The 17,695-nt window shown below is 69.9% G+C and carries 15 protein-coding genes; 13 read left to right on the forward strand and 2 right to left on the reverse strand.

The genetic code is table 11. The annotated features are described in order from the left end of the window. Nucleotides 1–158: 158 nt before the first annotated feature. The 3 genes from AC1RS9_RS03650 (at nt 159) to AC1RS9_RS03660 (ending at nt 3,743) form a co-directional block, all read left to right on the forward strand. A complete protein-coding gene (locus AC1RS9_RS03650) occupies nt 159–1,409 on the forward strand; it encodes a thiamine-phosphate kinase (RefSeq protein WP_197418873.1) in 1,251 nt (416 codons plus the stop codon). Nucleotides 1,410–1,661: 252 nt separating this feature from the next. Continuing rightward, complete coding sequence (locus AC1RS9_RS03655; protein ID WP_062257676.1) at nt 1,662–3,341, forward strand: sodium:solute symporter family protein; 1,680 nt, start codon at nt 1,662–1,664, stop codon at nt 3,339–3,341. A gap of 12 nt (nt 3,342–3,353) precedes the next feature. After that, entirely contained in the window at nt 3,354–3,743 is a 390-nt protein-coding gene (locus AC1RS9_RS03660; RefSeq protein WP_231729491.1) for a hypothetical protein, read from the forward strand. Nucleotides 3,744–3,895: 152 nt separating this feature from the next. Here AC1RS9_RS03660 and rpmB read toward each other — a convergent pair whose 3' ends face one another. Then, nucleotides 3,896–4,090 (reverse strand): 50S ribosomal protein L28, encoded by a 195-nt coding sequence (gene rpmB / locus AC1RS9_RS03665; RefSeq protein ID WP_006943284.1) that lies wholly within the window; start codon nt 4,088–4,090, stop codon nt 3,896–3,898. Nucleotides 4,091–4,500: 410 nt separating this feature from the next. On the opposite strand from rpmB, the gene AC1RS9_RS03670 reads away from it, so the two are divergent. The 8 genes from AC1RS9_RS03670 (at nt 4,501) to AC1RS9_RS03705 (ending at nt 12,084) form a co-directional block, all read left to right on the forward strand. After that, entirely contained in the window at nt 4,501–5,967 is a 1,467-nt protein-coding gene (locus AC1RS9_RS03670; protein WP_144694549.1) for a DAK2 domain-containing protein, read from the forward strand. Further along, nucleotides 5,960–8,149: an ATP-dependent DNA helicase RecG gene (locus AC1RS9_RS03675; protein ID WP_186318544.1), complete on the forward strand. Its 2,190-nt coding sequence runs from the start codon at nt 5,960–5,962 to the stop codon at nt 8,147–8,149. Before AC1RS9_RS03670 ends, AC1RS9_RS03675 begins: the two co-directional genes overlap by 8 nt. Continuing rightward, nucleotides 8,149–8,820: a 16S rRNA (guanine(966)-N(2))-methyltransferase RsmD gene (gene rsmD, locus AC1RS9_RS03680; RefSeq protein WP_038568854.1), complete on the forward strand. Its 672-nt coding sequence runs from the start codon at nt 8,149–8,151 to the stop codon at nt 8,818–8,820. Before AC1RS9_RS03675 ends, rsmD begins: the two co-directional genes overlap by 1 nt. Next, complete coding sequence (gene coaD, locus AC1RS9_RS03685; protein WP_038568852.1) at nt 8,817–9,302, forward strand: pantetheine-phosphate adenylyltransferase; 486 nt, start codon at nt 8,817–8,819, stop codon at nt 9,300–9,302. Before rsmD ends, coaD begins: the two co-directional genes overlap by 4 nt. A gap of 129 nt (nt 9,303–9,431) precedes the next feature. After that, nucleotides 9,432–10,013: a YceD family protein gene (locus AC1RS9_RS03690; protein WP_038568850.1), complete on the forward strand. Its 582-nt coding sequence runs from the start codon at nt 9,432–9,434 to the stop codon at nt 10,011–10,013. Nucleotide 10,014: 1 nt separating this feature from the next. After that, a complete protein-coding gene (rpmF, locus tag AC1RS9_RS03695; protein ID WP_006943268.1) occupies nt 10,015–10,209 on the forward strand; it encodes a 50S ribosomal protein L32 in 195 nt (64 codons plus the stop codon). Nucleotides 10,210–10,262: 53 nt separating this feature from the next. Next, nucleotides 10,263–11,045, forward strand: coding sequence for a ribonuclease III (rnc, locus tag AC1RS9_RS03700; RefSeq protein WP_235006183.1), 783 nt, complete (start codon nt 10,263–10,265; stop codon nt 11,043–11,045). Continuing rightward, entirely contained in the window at nt 11,038–12,084 is a 1,047-nt protein-coding gene (locus AC1RS9_RS03705; RefSeq protein ID WP_144694545.1) for an Fpg/Nei family DNA glycosylase, read from the forward strand. Before rnc ends, AC1RS9_RS03705 begins: the two co-directional genes overlap by 8 nt. A 518-nt stretch (nt 12,085–12,602) precedes the next feature. Here the strand turns inward: AC1RS9_RS03705 and AC1RS9_RS03710 are convergent. Continuing rightward, nucleotides 12,603–12,776, reverse strand: coding sequence for a hypothetical protein (locus tag AC1RS9_RS03710; protein WP_165584042.1), 174 nt, complete (start codon nt 12,774–12,776; stop codon nt 12,603–12,605). 389 nt (nt 12,777–13,165) lie between these two features. Here AC1RS9_RS03710 and map point away from each other — a divergent pair, with 389 nt between their 5' ends. Together map and smc are read left to right on the forward strand one after the other, a co-directional pair. Continuing rightward, entirely contained in the window at nt 13,166–13,966 is an 801-nt protein-coding gene (gene map / locus AC1RS9_RS03715) for a type I methionyl aminopeptidase (protein ID WP_038568842.1), read from the forward strand. Nucleotides 13,967–13,976: 10 nt separating this feature from the next. Then, nucleotides 13,977–17,648, forward strand: coding sequence for a chromosome segregation protein SMC (gene smc, locus AC1RS9_RS03720; RefSeq protein WP_492920553.1), 3,672 nt, complete (start codon nt 13,977–13,979; stop codon nt 17,646–17,648). Nucleotides 17,649–17,695: the final 47 nt, after the last annotated feature.

Consider the following 17,695-nt stretch of genomic DNA (forward strand, 5'->3'; position numbering starts at 1 on the left):
AGGCCTCGACGCCTACCCGGGCAGCGCCACGCCGTTCGATCCTTGACTACGCGCTACACCCTCATCTGTGAAGAGCCCGTTTCAGCTCCGAAGCTCGCCGTGCGCTGCGCGGGGTGCTCGCGCCGTCGTCAGGATGCAGCGGCTGATTGAATGGCGTGGTGACCGACCTCGCGACCCCCTCGTGGCTCAGACCGACCTGGACACCGCGGGTCGGCGGCGACGCGGCGACCGTCGCCGACGTCGGGGAGGCCTGCGTGCTCGCGGCGATCACCCCCCACCTCGCGGCGGCCGGCGCCGAGATCGGGCCCGGTGACGACGCGGCCGTCCTGCCCCTCGCGACGGGCCGTGCCGTCGTCACGACCGACTCGATGGTGCTCGATCTCGACTGGCGCGACGACTGGTCGAGCGCCCACGACGTCGGGGTCAAGGTGATTGCCCAGAACCTCGCCGACGTCGTCGCGATGGGCGCGCGGCCCACCGGCGTCGTCGTGGCGCTCGCCACAGAGGAGCGCACGCGTGTCGACTGGCTCGTCGAGCTCACCGACGGCATGGCTGACGAACTGCGTCGCGCGGGTTGCGGATCCCTCGGCGGCGACCTGTCGGGCGCGCCCGCAGGCACCGTCGTCATCACCGTCACCGCGCTCGGCGAACTCGCCCCCGGCGCGCCGGCGCTGACACGCTCCGCCGCCCGGCCCGGCCAGGTGGTCGTGGTCTCCGACCGGCTGGGACGCTCGCAAGCCGGTCTGCTCGTTCTCAGCGGCGAGGTGGCCTGGCCGCCACGAGATGCGGGGGCGACGGCCCGTCGTGATCCCGGCCCGTCCGTCGCTGACGAATTTCCCTACGCAGACGCAGACGCGAACCAAGCGCTCCGCACATGCGCAGACGATCGCCAAGCGCCCCCCACAGACGGCGAGGCCGCGTCCCGCGCAGCCGTGGGTGCAGGGCCCCCCGCAGCCGCGAACGGGGCGGCCGAAGCCGTCGCACGCGAGTGTGTGACGTTCCATCGCGCACCCCGGCCGCGTTATGCAGGCGACGAGGCCGTGAGCGCGGGGATGGGCGTCGCGATGGACGTCTCCGACGGGTTGGGGCAGGACGCGGCGCGTCTGGCCGCGGCGTCCGGCGTCGGCATCGAACTCGATCGCGCCGCGCTGGAACGCATGGCGGCGCCGCTGCGGCCGCTGCTGGGGAATCGAGCGCTCGACTGCGTCCTCGCGAGCGGCGAGGAGCACGCGCTGCTCGGCACCTGCGACGCCGACGCGGTGCCGCCGGGCTGGCACGTCATCGGTCGCGTCGTCGCACCCGCAGCAAGCACGTCCGGCCGGCGGGCCGCGGTGACGCTCGACAGCGTCGACGTCGTCGAACGCGGCTGGTCGCACTACGAACGGGCGCGCCCCTCGTCGTCCGACTGACGGCGTTCGCTCGTCACGCGGGCGCCGTGCGCCGGCCGTCCGGGTCGAGGGCCCCATGCCGCTCCAGCACCTCAGCGTCGGCGCAGCGCGCGTGCCGTAGCCGCGAGACGCCACCCGGGCGCGGCGCCGAACATTGCAAACGGGTCTCGATTCCGAGTGTGAGCCCCTTCACCATGGCGCGCGGTGCGAGCTTGGCGTTACCGTCGAGGGTCACTTTCCTCCACGACTGTCCGGGAGCCAGCCTTGCTGCCTATGGATTCCTCAGCTCTGCGCCTCGACGCGGGGCCGGTCGACTACGTGCTCATCGCGTTGTACTTCGTGTTCGTGCTCGGCATCGGCCTGTTGGCCCGCCGACAGGTGAGCTCCAGCATCGACTTCTTCATGTCCGGCCGGTCCCTGCCCGCCTGGGTCACCGGCCTTGCCTTCATCTCCGCGAACCTCGGTGCGGTGGAGATCATGGGCATGTCCGCGTCGGGCGCCAAGATGGGCATGCCGACGTTCCACTACTACTGGATCGGCGCGATCCCGGCGATGTTGTTCCTCGCCATCGTCATGATGCCGTTCTACTACGGCTCGGGCGTGCGCTCGGTGCCTGAGTTCATGAAGCGTCGCTTCGGCACGGGCGCCCACCTCGTCAACGCGATCTCGTTCGCGCTCGCGCAGGTGCTCATCGCCGGCGTCAACCTGTTCCTGCTCGCCAAGATCGTCAACATGCTGCTCGGCTGGGACATGACGGTCTCGACGATCGTCGCCGCCGTCATCGTCCTCAGCTACATCACCCTCGGTGGCCTCTCGGCCGCGATCTACAACGAGGTGCTGCAGTTCTTCGTCATCGTGGCGGCGCTGCTGCCGCTGACGCTCGCTGCCCTGCACAAGGCCGGCGGTTGGGACGGGCTGCAGGCCAAGATGAAGGCCGCGGGCACGGACGGCGAGCTGTCGTCGTGGCCGGGCAACTCGCTGACCGGCTTCACCGATTCGGTGTGGTCCGTCATCGGCATCGTCTTCGGTCTCGGCTTCGTGCTGTCGTTCGGTTACTGGACGACGAACTTCGTCGAGGTGCAGCGCGTCATGGCCTCGAAGGACATGAACTCCGCGCGTCGCGCGCCGATCATCGGCACGTTCCCGAAGATGTTCATCCCGTTCATCATCATCATCCCGGGCATCATCGCCGGCGCGCTCGTGCCGGAGATCGCGAAGGCGAAGGCCAGCGGCGGCAACCCGGACTACAACAACTCCCTGCTGTACCTCATGAGCGACCTGCTGCCGAACGGTCTTCTCGGTGTGGCCATCGCGGGCATGCTCGCCGCGTTCATGGCCGGCATGGCCGCGAACATCTCGGCGTTCAACACGGTGTTCAGCTACGACATCTGGCAGGAGTACGTCGTCAAGGATCGTGACGACGCGTACTACATCAAGATCGGCCGCATCATGACAGTCGTCGCGACGATCATCGCGATCGGCACGTCCCTCCTGGCGCGAAGCTACTCGAACGCGATGGACTACCTGCAGACGCTGTTCGGCTTCTTCAACGCGCCGCTGTTCGCGACGTTCATCCTCGGCATGTTCTGGAAGCGCATGACGCCGACGGCCGGTTGGGCCGGCCTCGTCTCCGGTACGGTCGGCGCGCTCGTCGTCGCCGTCCTGTCGGAGAACGCGCTCGGCGATCTGTCGCAGGACGTCATCCACATCGGTGGTCAGGGCGCGTCGTTCGTCGCGGCCGGTACGGCGTTCGTCGTCGACATCGTCGTAAGCGTCATCGTCAGTCTCATGACGCAGCCGAAACCGGCGGAGAGTCTGCGCGGTCTCGTCTACAGCGAGACGCCGAAGGAGGACTTCGAGGAAGACACGAACACGTCGTTCTTCAAGTCGCCGACGAAGCTCGCGGGCCTGTCGCTGGTGCTCGTCATCATCCTCAACGTCGTCTTCCACTAAGGGGCATCGATCATGAGTACACCGATCAACGACGCGCACGACGCCCCGCGCGGGCGTGACGACGCCGTGCACACCGGGCGTGACGGCGCGGACGAGGTGACGACGACCAAGGCCGGCAACTCGGCCCGTCACGGCGCCGGCCTGTTCGACATCCGCAACATCATCGGGCTGCTGATGGCGCTCTACGGCCTCATCCTGCTCGTCACGAGCTTCACGACGAGCACCGCCGACAAGGCGAAGGCCGACGGCGTCAACCTCAACCTGTGGACGGGCATCGGCCTCATCGTCATCGGCGCCGCGCTCATCGCGTGGGCCGTGACGCGCCCCATCGTCGTCGACGAGCGCGAGCTGGAGGCCGACAAGGCCGCCGCCGAGCGTCAGGGCAAGCCCACCGCGCACTGAACGCCTCGCGCGGGGCCTGAGCGTTTCCGCGCGGCGTCGTCAGACGAATCCCCCGGTCTCCTTCGAGGAGGCCGGGGATTCGTCGGTTCGCGGGCGTCGAGCAGGCAACAAAAAACCCGGCCGAAGCCGGGTTTTTCGAACAAGTGCCGAGATCAGCGCTTGACCTTGCCTGCCTTGAGGCAGGAGGTGCAGACGTTGAGACGCTTCGGGGTCACGCCAGCCTCGCCGACCAGGGCGCGAACGCGCTGGATGTTCGGGTTCCAACGACGCTTCGTGCGGCGGTTGGAGTGCGAGATGTTGTGACCGAAGCCCGGTCCCTTGCCGCAGACGTCGCAGGTGGCAGCCACGGTTTCTCCTGAAGTCGATGTGTTCGGGCGGATGCCCTTCGGTTGCTTCGCGCAAGACCTGACGGTCTCGCTCGCCCCCATCGATCCGCAGCGTCGAGATGATGCGCGTGATGTCATGGGGGCAACCTGGACAGCATAGCCGGAGGCAGCGGGTGGGATCAAAACGGCGACGCGGTCGGGTGCGTGGAGGCCGGCCTGTCGAGCGCGGCGCGCCGCATGCGGAGCCGCCCGAGCGTCGCCGGTTCGCCGTGCGTGTGGCGTCCGCCCGGAGTGGCGTGGACGGCTTTTCACCCCGTCCTGCCGCGGTTGTCAGACCCGTGTGCCAAGGTACTCGTGACATGCCGCGATGACGATTCACGTCTCGCGGGAGACGCCCGCGGCGGTCGCCGGAGCGAGAGGCAGGAGGGTGCATGACGCAACGCCTGAATGCGCGTGACCTTGCCCGCGCCCTCGTCTCCGCACGCGTCGAACTGTCGTCGGCGGAGTCGACGCTCAACGCGCTCAACGTCTTTCCCGTGCCCGACGGCGACACCGGCACCAACATGCGCGCCAGCCTCGAAGCGGGCTTCGTCGCACTCTCACAGACCGGTTCGGACGATGCGCCGCGCGTGCGCACCAAGGCGTTCGTCACCGGCATGACGCGGGCGGCGCAGGGCAACTCCGGCGTCATCCTCTCCGAATACGTGCGCGGTTTCGTCCGCGTGCTGCTGGCCGATCCCGCCGTCCTCGAGGTCGGCCTCGACGGTCCGGGCCTCGCGGAGGCGCTCGGGTCCGCCTCGGCCTGCGCCCGCGGGGCGGTGGGCGAACCGGTGGAGGGCACGATCCTGTCGGTCGCGCAGGCCGCGGCCCTCGCCGCCCGTCGATGCGTCGACGAGGCGGCCGGCGCAGGACGCGAGGCCGATGCCGCCGAGGTGGCGCGGGCGGCACACCAGGCTGCGCAGGAGGCGTTGGACGCGACGCCCGCACAGTTGGAGGCGCTCGTGCGTTCGCGCGTCGTCGACGCCGGGGGTGCGGGTCTGCTGCTCGTCCTCGATGCCCTCGACCGCGTCGCCTCGGGTGCGGGGGGCCTGCCCCGGACGAACACCCGCTCGTGGCTCGACGCGCGTCGGACGACGTCGTTGGAGGAGGACGCGGGCTGCCACGTCGCCGCGGGTGGCACGGCCTTCGAGGTCGTGTGCGTCGCCGAGGGCCTCGACGACGAGGGCGCCTCGGCGCTGCGTGACGTGCTCGCGCGGTGGGGCGATTCGGTTGTCGTCGCGGGCGACGAACGGCTGCATCGCGTCCACCTGCACACGGACGAGCCCTTGACGGCCGTTTCCGTCATGCGTGAGCGCGCGACGATCAGCGCCGTCACGATGACGCATTTCGACGGCCCGCTGCCGGGGTGTGAACCCTTGCTCGTCGCCGCGCGCGACGAGGCGGTGCGCGCCTACGCGTTCGCCCTCGGTGCGCAGACGCGCGATTCGCGGGAGCCGGGAGCGCCGTGGGGCCACGCAGCCGGTGACGTTCTCGCGGACGTCGACGCCGGTGACGGCGCGCGCTCGAGCAACCTCCTCGCGCTGCTCGAACGACTCGACGATGCAGCCTCGCCGTTCGGTGACTGGGAGGGCGAGCAAGCGGCCGTCTGGGAGGAGGACGACCCCGGTGACGACGTCGAATTCCTGCGGGCCGACTCGTGGCGGGCCGCGCGCGACCTGGCCCGTCTGCATCTCCCCGGCGCCGAGTCGCTGCTCGTGTGCCTCGCGCCCGGCGCCGACGAAAGTGCGGCGCGGGAGTTCCTGTCGCTCGCTCGCACGCGCGTCGGTGACGGCGGCAGCATCGACGTCATGCGTCTCGATGCCGGTTCGCTCGTCCTCATGGAGGTGACCCATGGGTGAGGTGATGCTCGACTCGCCACTGCTCGCCGTCCTCGGATCCGGCGCGAAGAAGCTCGCGAAGGCGCGTGACCTCGTGACGGTGCGCGACCTGCTCGACTACTTCCCGCGCCGCTACATCGACGCGCACGCCGGCAGCACGTTCGGCGAGTTCGAACTCGGCGAGCACGTCGTGCTCACCGCCCGCGTCGAGACGATGACGCAACGACGCATGCAGACGCGCAAGGGTTCGATGGCGAACGCCGTCATCGTCGACGACGAGGGCCGCCGCGCCGCCGTCACGTTCTTCAGCGCGCAGCCTCACTACAGCGTCCTGCGCCCGGGCAAACGCGCGCTGTTCAGCGGCCAGCTCGGCCTGTTCAACAAGCAGCTTCAGCTGTCGCACCCGCAGTACACGCTGATGGACGACGCCGACATGAGCGTGTATCCGGGCAGCCTCGTGCCGGTCTACAAGCAGGTCGAGAAGATCACCAACCTCAACCTCACCCTCTCGATCAGCACCGTCCTCGACGCGCTCGGCGAGATCCCCGACCCCCTCGACGAGCCGCTGCGCGCGCGTCACGGTCTCGTCACGACGACCCGCGCCTACCGCGGCCTGCACCTGCCGGCGAGCATGGCCGACGTCCAGGCGGGGCGTGAGCGGCTGCGGTTCGACGAGGCGTTCACCACCCAGATCGTGCTGGCCCAGCGGCGCCACGAGGCGCGCTCCGAGCCGTCGACACCGCGCGTTGCGAAGCCCGGCGGTCTGCTCGAACGCTTCGATGCGTCGTTGCCGTTCGAGCTCACCGAGGGCCAGCGCGAGGTGGGGGAGCAGATCGCACGCGACCTCGCCGAACCTGTCGCGATGCACCGCTTGCTGCAGGGTGAGGTCGGTTCGGGCAAGACGCTCGTCGCGTTGCGCGCCATGCTCGCCGTCGTCGACTCGGGCGCGCAGGCCGCACTGCTCGCGCCGACGGAGGTGCTCGCTGCCCAGCACGCCGCCTCGATGCGCGCGATGCTCGGCCCGCTCGCCGAACGCGGACGCCTCGGCGGCGCGGACGACGGCACCCGCGTCACGCTGCTCACCGGCTCGATGTCGGCCTCGGCGCGCGCGCAGGCGCTGCTCGACATCGTCTCGGGCGAGGCGGGCATCGTCATCGGCACGCACGCGCTGCTGCAGAAGCACGTCGAGTTCGCCGACCTCGGTCTCGTCGTCGTCGACGAGCAGCACCGCTTCGGCGTCGAGCAGCGCGCGGCGCTCAGCTCGAAGGCGCACCGCCCGCCGCACGTGCTCGTCATGACGGCCACGCCGATCCCGCGCACCGTCGCGATGACGGCGTTCGGCGACCTCGACGTCTCCACGCTTCGTCAGCTGCCACGTGGGCGTGCGCCGGTCGTCTCGCACGTCGTGCCGACGCACGTCGCGTCGTGGATGAACCGGGTGTGGGAGCGCATCGCGGAGGAGTGCGCCGCCGGGCGTCAGGTCTACGTCGTCGCCGGACGCATCGGTGACGGCAGCGAGCCGGTCGCGCCGGGCCTCGTCGACGGGCCCGACGCTCATGGCGCCGGGGAGGGCGATGCCGCGGCGCGCCCCATCGGCGTCGTCGACCTCATCGACGAGATGCGCCGCCTGCCTGCGCTCGCTGGGCTGCGGATCGATCTCATGCACGGCCGGCTGCCCGTCGAGGAGAAGGACGACGTCATGCGCCGCTTCGGCGCCGGCGAGGTCGACGTTCTCGTCGCGACGACCGTCATCGAGGTGGGCGTCGACGTGCCGAACGCGTCGATGATCGTCATCGTCGACGCGGACCGGTTCGGCCTGTCGCAGCTGCACCAGCTGCGCGGACGCGTCGGGCGGGGCGAGCACGGCGGGCTGTGCCTGCTCGTGACACGCAACGAGAACCCCGACACGCTCGAGCGTCTGCGGCGCGTCGCGGAGACCAACGACGGATTCGCCATCGCCGATCTGGATCTAGACTTGAGACGGGAAGGAGACGTGCTCGGCGCCGCGCAGAGCGGACGGCGATCGTCTCTCGACTGGTTGGAGCTGACGAAGGCGTCCGATCTCGCCGTCATCGAGGCCGCGCGCACCGAGGCCGCCGCCATCGTCGAAGCGGATCCGTCTCTGACCGAGCATCCCCTGCTGGCGCAGGCCGCGCATGCCCGCGTGGACGCGTCGCAGGCCGAATTTCTGGAAAGAAGCTGATGACGCGCATCATTGCCGGCTCCGCCGGAGGCCGCAGGCTCGACACGCCCCCCGGAGCGGGCACCCGCCCGACGTCCGACCGCGTCCGTGAGGCGCTGTTCTCCCGGCTGGAGCATCTCGGTGCGATGCTCGGCGCGGACGTGCTCGACCTGTACGCGGGCTCCGGCGCGCTCGGGCTGGAGGCGTTCAGCCGCGGCGCCGCGTCCGCGACGTTCGTCGAGGTCGACCGCCGCGTCGCGACCGTCATCCGCACGAACGTGCGCAACCTCGGGTTCTCGCCGGTGCGTGTCGTGACGCAGGCCGTCGAGAAGTTCCTCGAGGGCCCGCCGAGCGTCAAGGCCGCGCTCGTGCTCATGGACCCGCCGTACAGCGTGAGCGAGGAGCAGCTGCGGCAGGCCATCGACCTGCTCGTCGAGCGGGAGTGGCTCGCCGAGCGCGCTCTCGTCGTCGTCGAACGCTCGTCGCGTTCGCCGCAGCCGACGTGGCACCCGCGCCTGGAGGCCTGGGAGCCGCGCGTCTACGGGGAGACGACGATGTGGTTCGCCGAGCTCGCCCAGGACGACGCGCCCGAGCCCGACGACGTCCAGGCCGTCGTGGCGACGCTCGATCAGGTCGTGCCCGAGATCGTCGTCACCGGTACGCCCGAGGACATCGCAAAGGTCACATCATGACGACGTGCGTCTGCCCCGGCTCGTTCGACCCGCTGACGCTGGGGCACCTCGACGTCATCGAGCGGTGCGCGGCGCTGTTCGAGGACGTCGTCGTCACGGTGCTGCACAACCCCGACAAGCAGGGGACATTCGGCGCCGACGAGCGCGTCGACCTCATCGAGCGCTCGGTCGCGCATCTCGACAACGTCCGTGCCGCGGCCTACGCCAACACGCTGCTCGTCGACGTGTGCCGTGAGCTGGGCGCACCGCTCGTCGTCAAGGGGCTCCGCGGGGAGACCGACTTCAGCTACGAGACGCCGATGGCGACGATGAACCGCGCGCTGTCGGGTCTCGAGACGGTGTTCATCCCCGGAAACCCGGGCATGGATCACCTGTCGAGCTCGCTCATCAAGCAGGTCGCGGGCCTCGGCGGCGACGTCACGGGCATGGTTCCGGAGCCCGTCATCGGCCCGCTGCTCGAACGTGTCGGCGCGTCGCGTTGACCTGCGCAGGCCCGCACATTCTGGGATTTGGGAGAGTGCGCGCCCGCGGCGTAGACTTGCACGTCGGCCTACGCCATCGCTGTGGCCGAAAGATGTTCGAAGTTCTCGACCGACGAAGAGTGCAAGGTAATGACCCAGGCTGATTCCCGCCGCCCGCTGGTGCTCGACACCAGGGAGCTCGGTCGTCGACCCGGAAATTCGCTGCGCCTCCACCGCGACGTCGAGGCTCCGGCAGATTTCGGTACCGACGTCATCGGCATCGAGGAGGGTCAGCCCGTCGGGCTCGACCTGCGTCTCGAATCGGTGATGGAAGGAGTCCTCATCACCGGTGAGGTCGAGGCGACGGCAACCGGCGCGTGCGTGCGGTGCCTGGAGGACGTGACCTACCCGGTCGACGTCCACTTTCAGGAGCTGTTCGTCTACGCCGATCGTGCTGCGCACCACCGTGAGGTGGCAGGCGGCGATGATGAGGACGAACTGCATGTGCTCGACGGCGACGACGCCGACCTCGAGCCCGTGCTGCGGGACGCTGTGGTGCCCACCCTGCCGTTCCAACCGGTGTGTCACGAGGACTGCCTCGGGTTGTGCTCCGAATGCGGTGCACGACTCGACGACGACCCCGATCACCATCACGAAGCTATCGACCCCCGCTGGTCGGCCCTGGTCAACCTGACCGAGGCTGGATCGGCAGAAGACGAGAAGAGGAACTGACGTGGCTGTCCCGAAGCGGAAGATGTCCCGCGCCAACACCCGCTCGCGCCGAGCCAACTGGAAGGCGACGCCCGTCGCCGTGCAGGCGTGCCCCGCGTGTGGTGCCAACAAGCAGTCGCACATGGCGTGCCCGGCGTGCGGTACGTACAACGGCCGCCACTACGGTGCAGCGGAGCGCACCGAGCACCAGGCCTGATCGGCCGTTCGCAGACCGTGGGCAAGAAGTCTTCGAAGCGGTCAGCTGCTGACGTGTCGCAGCGGCCCGTCGGCGACCTCGTCCGGATCCTCTCTGAGGTTTCGGGTGTGGACGTCGACGAGTCGCTGCTTCGTCGTGCCCTGACCCACCGTTCGTTCGCGTACGAGAACGGCGGCATTCCGCACAACGAGCGCCAGGAGTTCCTCGGCGACGCCGTGCTGGGCCTCGTCGTCACCGAGACGCTGTACACGGATCAGCCCGACGCGCCGGAGGGGCACCTCGCGAAGCAGCGGGCGGCGGTCGTCAACTCGCGGGCCCTCGCTGAGGTCGCGCGCGGTCTCGAGCTGGGGGAGTACCTGCTGCTCGGGCGTGGCGAGCTCGCCACGGGTGGACGCGACAAGGATTCGATCCTCGCCGACACGACGGAGGCCGTCATCGGCACGGTGTTCCTCTCGGGCGGCATCGAGGCGGGGCGTCGCATCGTCCACCACCTCATCGATCCGTTGATGAACCGATCGTCGACGATGGGGGCCGCGCTCGACTGGAAGACGTCGCTGCAGGAGGCCACCGCAGCGGCCGGTCTCGGTGCGCCGACGTACGTCGTCGAGGGTGAAGGGCCGGATCACGACAAGGTCTTCACCGCGACCGTCGTCGTCGACGGGCGCACCCTTGGTGCCGGCACGGGGCGCAACAAGAAGTCGGCTGAGATGATCGCCGCCGAGAACGCCTGGGTGAGCCTGCGCGACGAAGCGGCGAAGAACGCCGGTTCGGCCGGCGGTGACGTCGTACGCGACGAGGCGGACGCGGTCGCCGTCACGGACGGTGCGCATGCCTGAGCTTCCCGAGGTGGAAGTCGTACGACGAGGCCTGGACGACCACGTGGTCGGCCGGGCCTTCGTCACGTCCCGGGTGACGGGCTCGCGCGTCGCACGCCGTCACCTGCCGGGGCCGCAGCATCTGGCCGACGCATTGCTCGGACGACGGGTAGCGTCGGCCCAACGGCGCGGCAAGTACCTGTGGGTGACGTTCGAAGATGTCGGTCCTGCTTCTGCTGGCTCGGCGGACGCGACGGTGCCGCTGGACCGGCGCGAGGGTGCGGTGGCCGACGACGCCCTCGTCATCCACCTCGGCATGAGTGGACAGGTGCTCGTCGAGAGCGCCGACTCGCCGCTGGAGAAGCATGCGCATGCGGTGTTCGACCTGTCGGCGCCTGTGAAGCTCTCGCCGCCCAGGAGGTCGGGGGAGCGCGCTGGCTCGGGTGAGGCGGTGGATGCGCCGGGGGTGACTGACGCATCGGAGAGGCCGCGCTCGGAACGGTCGGCCCAGCAGATGCGCTTCGTCGACCAACGGACGTTCGGCGGGTTGTTCCTCGACGACCTGACGGTGGCGCACGGGCGCGAGGTGCCCGCGTCGATCGCGCACATCGCGCCTGACCCGCTCGAGGAGGCGTTCGACGCGGGCGCCGTCGCGCGGCTCATGCGCAGCAAGGATGTCGCGATCAAGCGGATGCTGCTCGATCAGGGCATCGTCAGCGGTATCGGCAACATCTACGCCGACGAGGCGCTGTGGCGCGCGAAGGTGCACGGCCGACGCCCGGGACGCATGCTGACGAAGACGCAGCTCATCGGCGTGCTCACGGCGGCGCAGGACGTCATGCGTTCTGCGCTCGATCATGGCGGCACCAGCTTCGACGCGCTCTACGTCAACGTCAACGGTGCGAGCGGCTACTTCGATCGCTCTCTCGACGCCTACGGCCAGCAGGGCAAGCCGTGCCGCCGCTGCGGCACGCTGATCGTCAGGGAGCAGTTCATGAACCGCTCGTCGCACTTCTGCCCGACGTGCCAGAAGCCGCCCCGGACGATGGACCGTTCCTGAACAGCGGGTCGATCGCCGCATGCGCTCCGATGCCGGCGACCTCCCCGATGCGCGAGAAGTCCGACTCGCTCGCCGCGACCCCCATTCAGCGGCGTCGCAGTCCTGCGGGCTTTCCTCGGGCACGATCAACCATCGTGTGACTGCGGGGTCGTTGCGGAAGCCGGCGATGATGTCGTCGTCCGACGCGACGGGATCGCGCAGGACGACGTCGCCGCACGGGGACGCATGTGGAACGAGGGGGGAAATGCGGCGCTCGACCTTCTCACGTCGGGCGCTACCGCTGAGCTCGGCGGATCCGAGAGGTCACGATTGAAGGCTCGGCTCCGCCGGATGGCGGCGCGTCAGATCGCCCATGCGAGTGGGGGACTCGGATCGTGGGCGAGGTATCGGTCCGATGCCCCCTGGACATCGACCCGATCGGCCCGAGTCGTGCTGACCTGCATCAGCTCGGTGTCGTCGGAAAGGGGAGCTGGCTGCGCTTCGGTCGCGTCGTCGATCTCGATGAATTCGAGTACGCCTCAGACGTGCGCGTAGACGTGAACGGGAAAGTCGGGGTGGTCGAACGACCCGTGCGCGATGATCGCATCGCGCGCACACTCATCGACACGTATCTGCTCGGGGACGCTCGCGTGAGCGCCGCCGCCGGCCGCGCGATCGAGGAGCGTGCTCGTGCTCTGCGACCCCTTCGACACGCTCGAAGCCGTGGCTGGTGGTGGAGATCAGGGTTTGTTCGTACGGCGAAGCCGCGCGGGCCGTTCAGAGCATCGGCTTCGATCTCCAGGAGCCCCTCGACGTTCGCGCACCTGTCCATCGGTTCGTTCGTGCTGACGGTGCGGTGATCGACCTCATGGTTGCCGACCGTGAGAGTCGCCCACCGGTCTACCGGGGGAGGCGAGTGGTGGACGTTCCGGTTTCAGCTCCGGCCATGAAACGAACCACTGATCACACCCTCCCCACCGGCACGCGGGTTCGTCTGCAGTCGTCATCCTGGTCGTCGCGACGGGCCGCCGCGACACGATCGACCGCTGATGCTTCGCGAGGCTCGACGGTGTCCGGGCGCGGGCTGCACTACCGTAGTCGGGTGATCGAACTGCGTACGCCCCGAGAGATCGACGAGATGAAGCCCGCCGGGGCGTTCGTCGCATCCGTCCTGACCGCCCTGCGCGAGGCCGCCGACGTCGGCGTCAACCTGCTCGAACTCGACGCCCTGGCGCACCGCATGATCACCGACGCCGGTGGGGAGTCGTGCTACATCGACTACCACCCGAGCTTCGGCGCGAGCGCGTTCGGCAAGGTGCTGTGCACGAGCGTCAACGACGCCGTCCTGCACGGCCTGCCGCACGACTACGCCCTCAAGGACGGCGACCTGCTCAGCATCGACTTCGCCGCATCACTCGACCGCTGGGTGAGCGATTCGGCGATCTCCTTCGTCGTCGGCACGCCGCGCGAGGCCGACCTGCGCCTCATCGACACGACCGAGCGAGCCCTCGCCGCAGGGATTGCGGCCGCGCAGCCCGGCAACAAGCTCGGCGACATCTCGGCCGCCATCGCCGACGTCTGCGCAGGCGCCGGATACCGCGTCAACACGCAGTTCGGCGGCCACGGCGTCGGCCGCACGATGCACGGCGAACCGCACGTGCCCAACGACGGTCGTGCAGGCCGCGGCCTCAAGCTCAAGCCTGGCCTCGTCATCGCGATCGAGCCCTGGCTCATGGCGGGCACCGACCAGATCATCCAGGACCGGGACGGGTGGACGCTGCGCAGCGTCGACGGTTCCCGTGGCGCGCACTCCGAGCACACCGTCGCGATCACCGCGGAGGGCCCGCTCGTCCTCACGGCGCGCGACACGGCCGCCGCCGGCGCGCCGCAGCCGACGGCCTGAACCGCGCGCCGTGTACGTCAAGTCGCTGACCCTCAAGGGGTTCAAGTCGTTCGCGTCGGCGACGAACCTCGTCCTCGAACCGGGCATCACCTGCATCGTCGGTCCGAACGGTTCCGGCAAGAGCAACGTCGTCGACGCGCTCGCCTGGGTCATGGGCGAGGGCAGTGCCCGCAGCCTGCGCGGCGGCAAGATGGACGACGTCATCTTCGCCGGCACCTCCGGGCGCCAGCCGCTCGGGCGCGCCGAGGTGACGATGACGATCGACAACTCCGACGGCGCACTGCCGATCGACTACACCGAGGTGACGATCAGCCGCACCATGTTCCGCGGCGGCGGCTCCGAATACGCGATCAACCGCACGCCGTGCCGACTGCTCGACATCCAGGAACTGTTGAGCGACTCCGGCATCGGCAAGGAGATGCACGTCATCGTCGGTCAGGGCCAGCTCGACGCGGTGCTGCGCGCGACGCCCGAGGAACGTCGCGGGTTCATCGAAGAAGCGGCCGGCGTGCTCAAGCACCGCCGTCGCAAGGAGAAGGCGCTGCGCAAGCTCGACGGCATGGAGGCCAACCTCACGCGCGTCGCCGACCTGACGGCCGAGGTTCGCCGCCAACTCGGGCCGCTGGGGCGCCAGGCCGAGACGGCGCGTCGGGCGCAAGCCATCCAGATGACGGTGCGTGACGCACGGCTGCGGCTGCTCGCCGACGACCTCGTCCAGCAGCGCGCGCGGCTCGAGGCCGACGTCGCGGACGAACAGGCGATGGTGCGGCGTCGCGCCGAACTCGACGACGCGGTGCGCGCCGCGAAGGCCGGCATCGACGAGATCGAGGCCGAGATCGCAGCCCGCGCTCCGGTGCTCGAACGGCTGCAGTCGCAGTGGTACGTGCTGTCGTCACTGGAGGAGAAACTCGATTCGACGCGCCGGCTCGCCGCGGAACGAGCCACCTCGCTGACGGCGGCGCAGGACGAGACGCCCGGTTCGGGCCGGGATCCCGAGCAGCTGCGGCGTCAGGCCGAACGGGTCCGGGGGGAAGAGCTGGAGCTGCAGGCCGAGGTCGAGCGAGCCCAGGAGGCGCTCGACGCCGCCGTCGAGGTGCGCGATAAGGCTGAACGTGAACATCAGGTCGAGCAGCAGCGACTCGTGCGGATCGCGCGGGCAGCCGCAGATCGACGCGAGGGTCTGGCCAAGCTTCACGGTCAGGTCGAGGTTCGGCGTTCACGCGTGGAAGCAGGCGAGGCCGAACTCGCGCGGTTGCGCGCCAGCATCGGGGAGTCCGCGACGCGAGTGGCCGAGGCCCAGGAGGAGCTGGCGCCTCTCGAGGAGGCGCTGCGCGACGCGGAAGCCGTCGAAGCCGCGCTCAATGATGCCGCGGAGAAGCTGGGGGCGGATCACGCTGCCCTGCTCGAACGTCGTCGCGTGCTGCGCGACGAGCGCAATACTTCAGCCCAACGCCGCAGCGCCTCAGCCGCACGCGCGCAGGCGCTCGATGAGACGCTCGGTTCCGACACGGCGGGGCTCGAGAACCTCCCCGCCGAAGCGTCGGGCGTGCTCGGCGACGTCGTCAGCCGCCTCGAGGTGGAGCCAGGTCACGAAGCCGGCGTCTCGCTCGCTCTGGGGTGGGCCGCCGAGGCCCTGCTCGTCGACTCCCACACCGACGCCGCAGCTCTGTTGGCCGCCCTGCGAGCGCAGGACGGCGGCCGCGTCGCTCTCCTCGTCGCGGGAGACGCGCCGCACGACGTCACGACCCACGACTGGCCGACCCTTCCCGAGGGTGCCGTCTGGGTGCGCGACGTCGCGAGCGTACCGGCGACGATGCAGAGCGCGTTCGACGTCCTCGTCGACCGACTCGCGATCGTTCCCGACGCCGACAGCGCGCTCACGCTCGTCCACGCCGGTGCGCGGGCCGTCACCCTCGACGGGGACGTCTACGAACCCACCGCGGTGCGTGGCGGGGGCCGCCCTGGGCGCTCCCGCCTCGAGGTGCGCGCGGCGCACGAGCACGCCGTCCGGGACGCGGAGATCGCAGCCGACGCCGAGCAGAACGCAGAAAACGCCCTGGAAGCCCTGACGCAGCCACTCGCGGCCGCGCAGGACGCCGCGGACGATGCTGCGGCGGCGCTCGCCGAGAACGACGCGCGCATCGAGGAACTCATGGCGGCGCTCGCGCGTCACCATCAGGCGATCGCCGCGGCCTCCCACGAGCGTGACCGCATCAACGACTCGATCGAGCAGGCGAGCGTCGCGCTCGATGCGAACCGTGGAGAGCTCATGGAACTCGAGATGCGTCTCGACGAGGCGCAGGCCGAACCGGGTGAGAGCGAACCGTCCGTCGCCGAACGAGACCGTTTGGCGACGCTCGCCGCGACGGCGCGCGAGCAGGAGACCGAGCAACGTCTGACGCTTCGCACGCTTCAGGAAAGAGTCCGCGCGATCGCTGGGCGCGCTGAATCCCTCGAGGCCGCCGCACGCTCGGAGGTCGCCGCGCGAGAACGGGCGCAGGCGCGCCGCGTCCGACGTCGGGAGGCCGCAGCCCTGGCGCAGGCCGTCGAACGGGCCGCCGAACTGGCACGCGAGCAGGTGCACCGCGCGCGCGATGAGGTGACCCGGGCGCGTGACGCCGAGCAGGCAAGCAAGGCGACTCGGGACGAGGCGTTGCGCACCGCCCGCGTCCGCCTGCAGGAATGCAGCGACCAACTGCGCGAGGTCACCGACTCCGTCCACCGCGACGAGATGGCGCGCGCTCAGCAGCGGCTGCGCATCGAGGCGCTGGAGACGAGGGCGGTCGAGGAACTCGGCATCGACCCTGACGTCCTCGTCGAAGAATTCGGGCCGCATCTGCCGGTGCCGCTGTTCGAGGCCGGCGCCGGTATGACGGCCGGCGAGAAAGCCGACACCCAGGCATCGTCGGGACGCGCTCCGTCAGGGCAGGGGAGCGAGGGCGACGACGCAGACGGCGGCCCCCCGAGCGGTACTGAGCCCGTCGCGAGCCGCCCGTTCGAGCGGGCCCTGGAGGAGAAGCGGCTACGCACGGCCGAACGCGACCTCAAGCAGCTCGGCAAGGTCAATCCGCTGGCCCTCGAGGAGTACGCGGCCCTGGAGGAACGGCACACGTTCCTCAGCGAGCAGCTCGCCGACCTGCGCGGCTCGAAGAAGGACCTGCTGTCCATCGTCAGCGAGGTCGACGCGCGCGTCGAGCAGGTCTTCACCGGGGCGTTCCACGACGTGGCGCGCGAGTTCGAAGGCGTCTTCTCCCGCCTGTTCCCCGGCGGTGAAGGGCGGCTCGTTCTGACCGACCCCGAGAACATGCTGACGACGGGCCTCGACGTCGAAGCGCGCCCGCCGGGCAAACGCATCAAGCGGTTGTCGCTGCTTTCCGGCGGCGAGCGCTCCCTCGTCGCCGTTGCGCTGCTCGTGTCGATCTTCAAGGCGCGCCCGAGCCCGTTCTACATCATGGACGAGGTCGAGGCGGCCCTCGACGACGCGAACCTCGGCCGCCTCATCACGCTGTTCGAGGAGCTTCGTGACTCGAGCCAGCTCATCGTCATCACGCACCAGAAGCGGACGATGGAGGTCGCCGACGCCCTCTACGGCGTGACGATGCGCGGTGACGGCGTGACGACGGTGGTCTCACAGCGTCTCGCCGACGTGCGGGTCGCACCCGAGCCGGCCGAGGCGTCCTGACGGCGCCGCTGGCCGTTGTGCGACACGAGGGCCACCTGAGGCGCGTC

This window comes from Dermacoccus sp. MPR-E5, assembly GCF_058809565.1.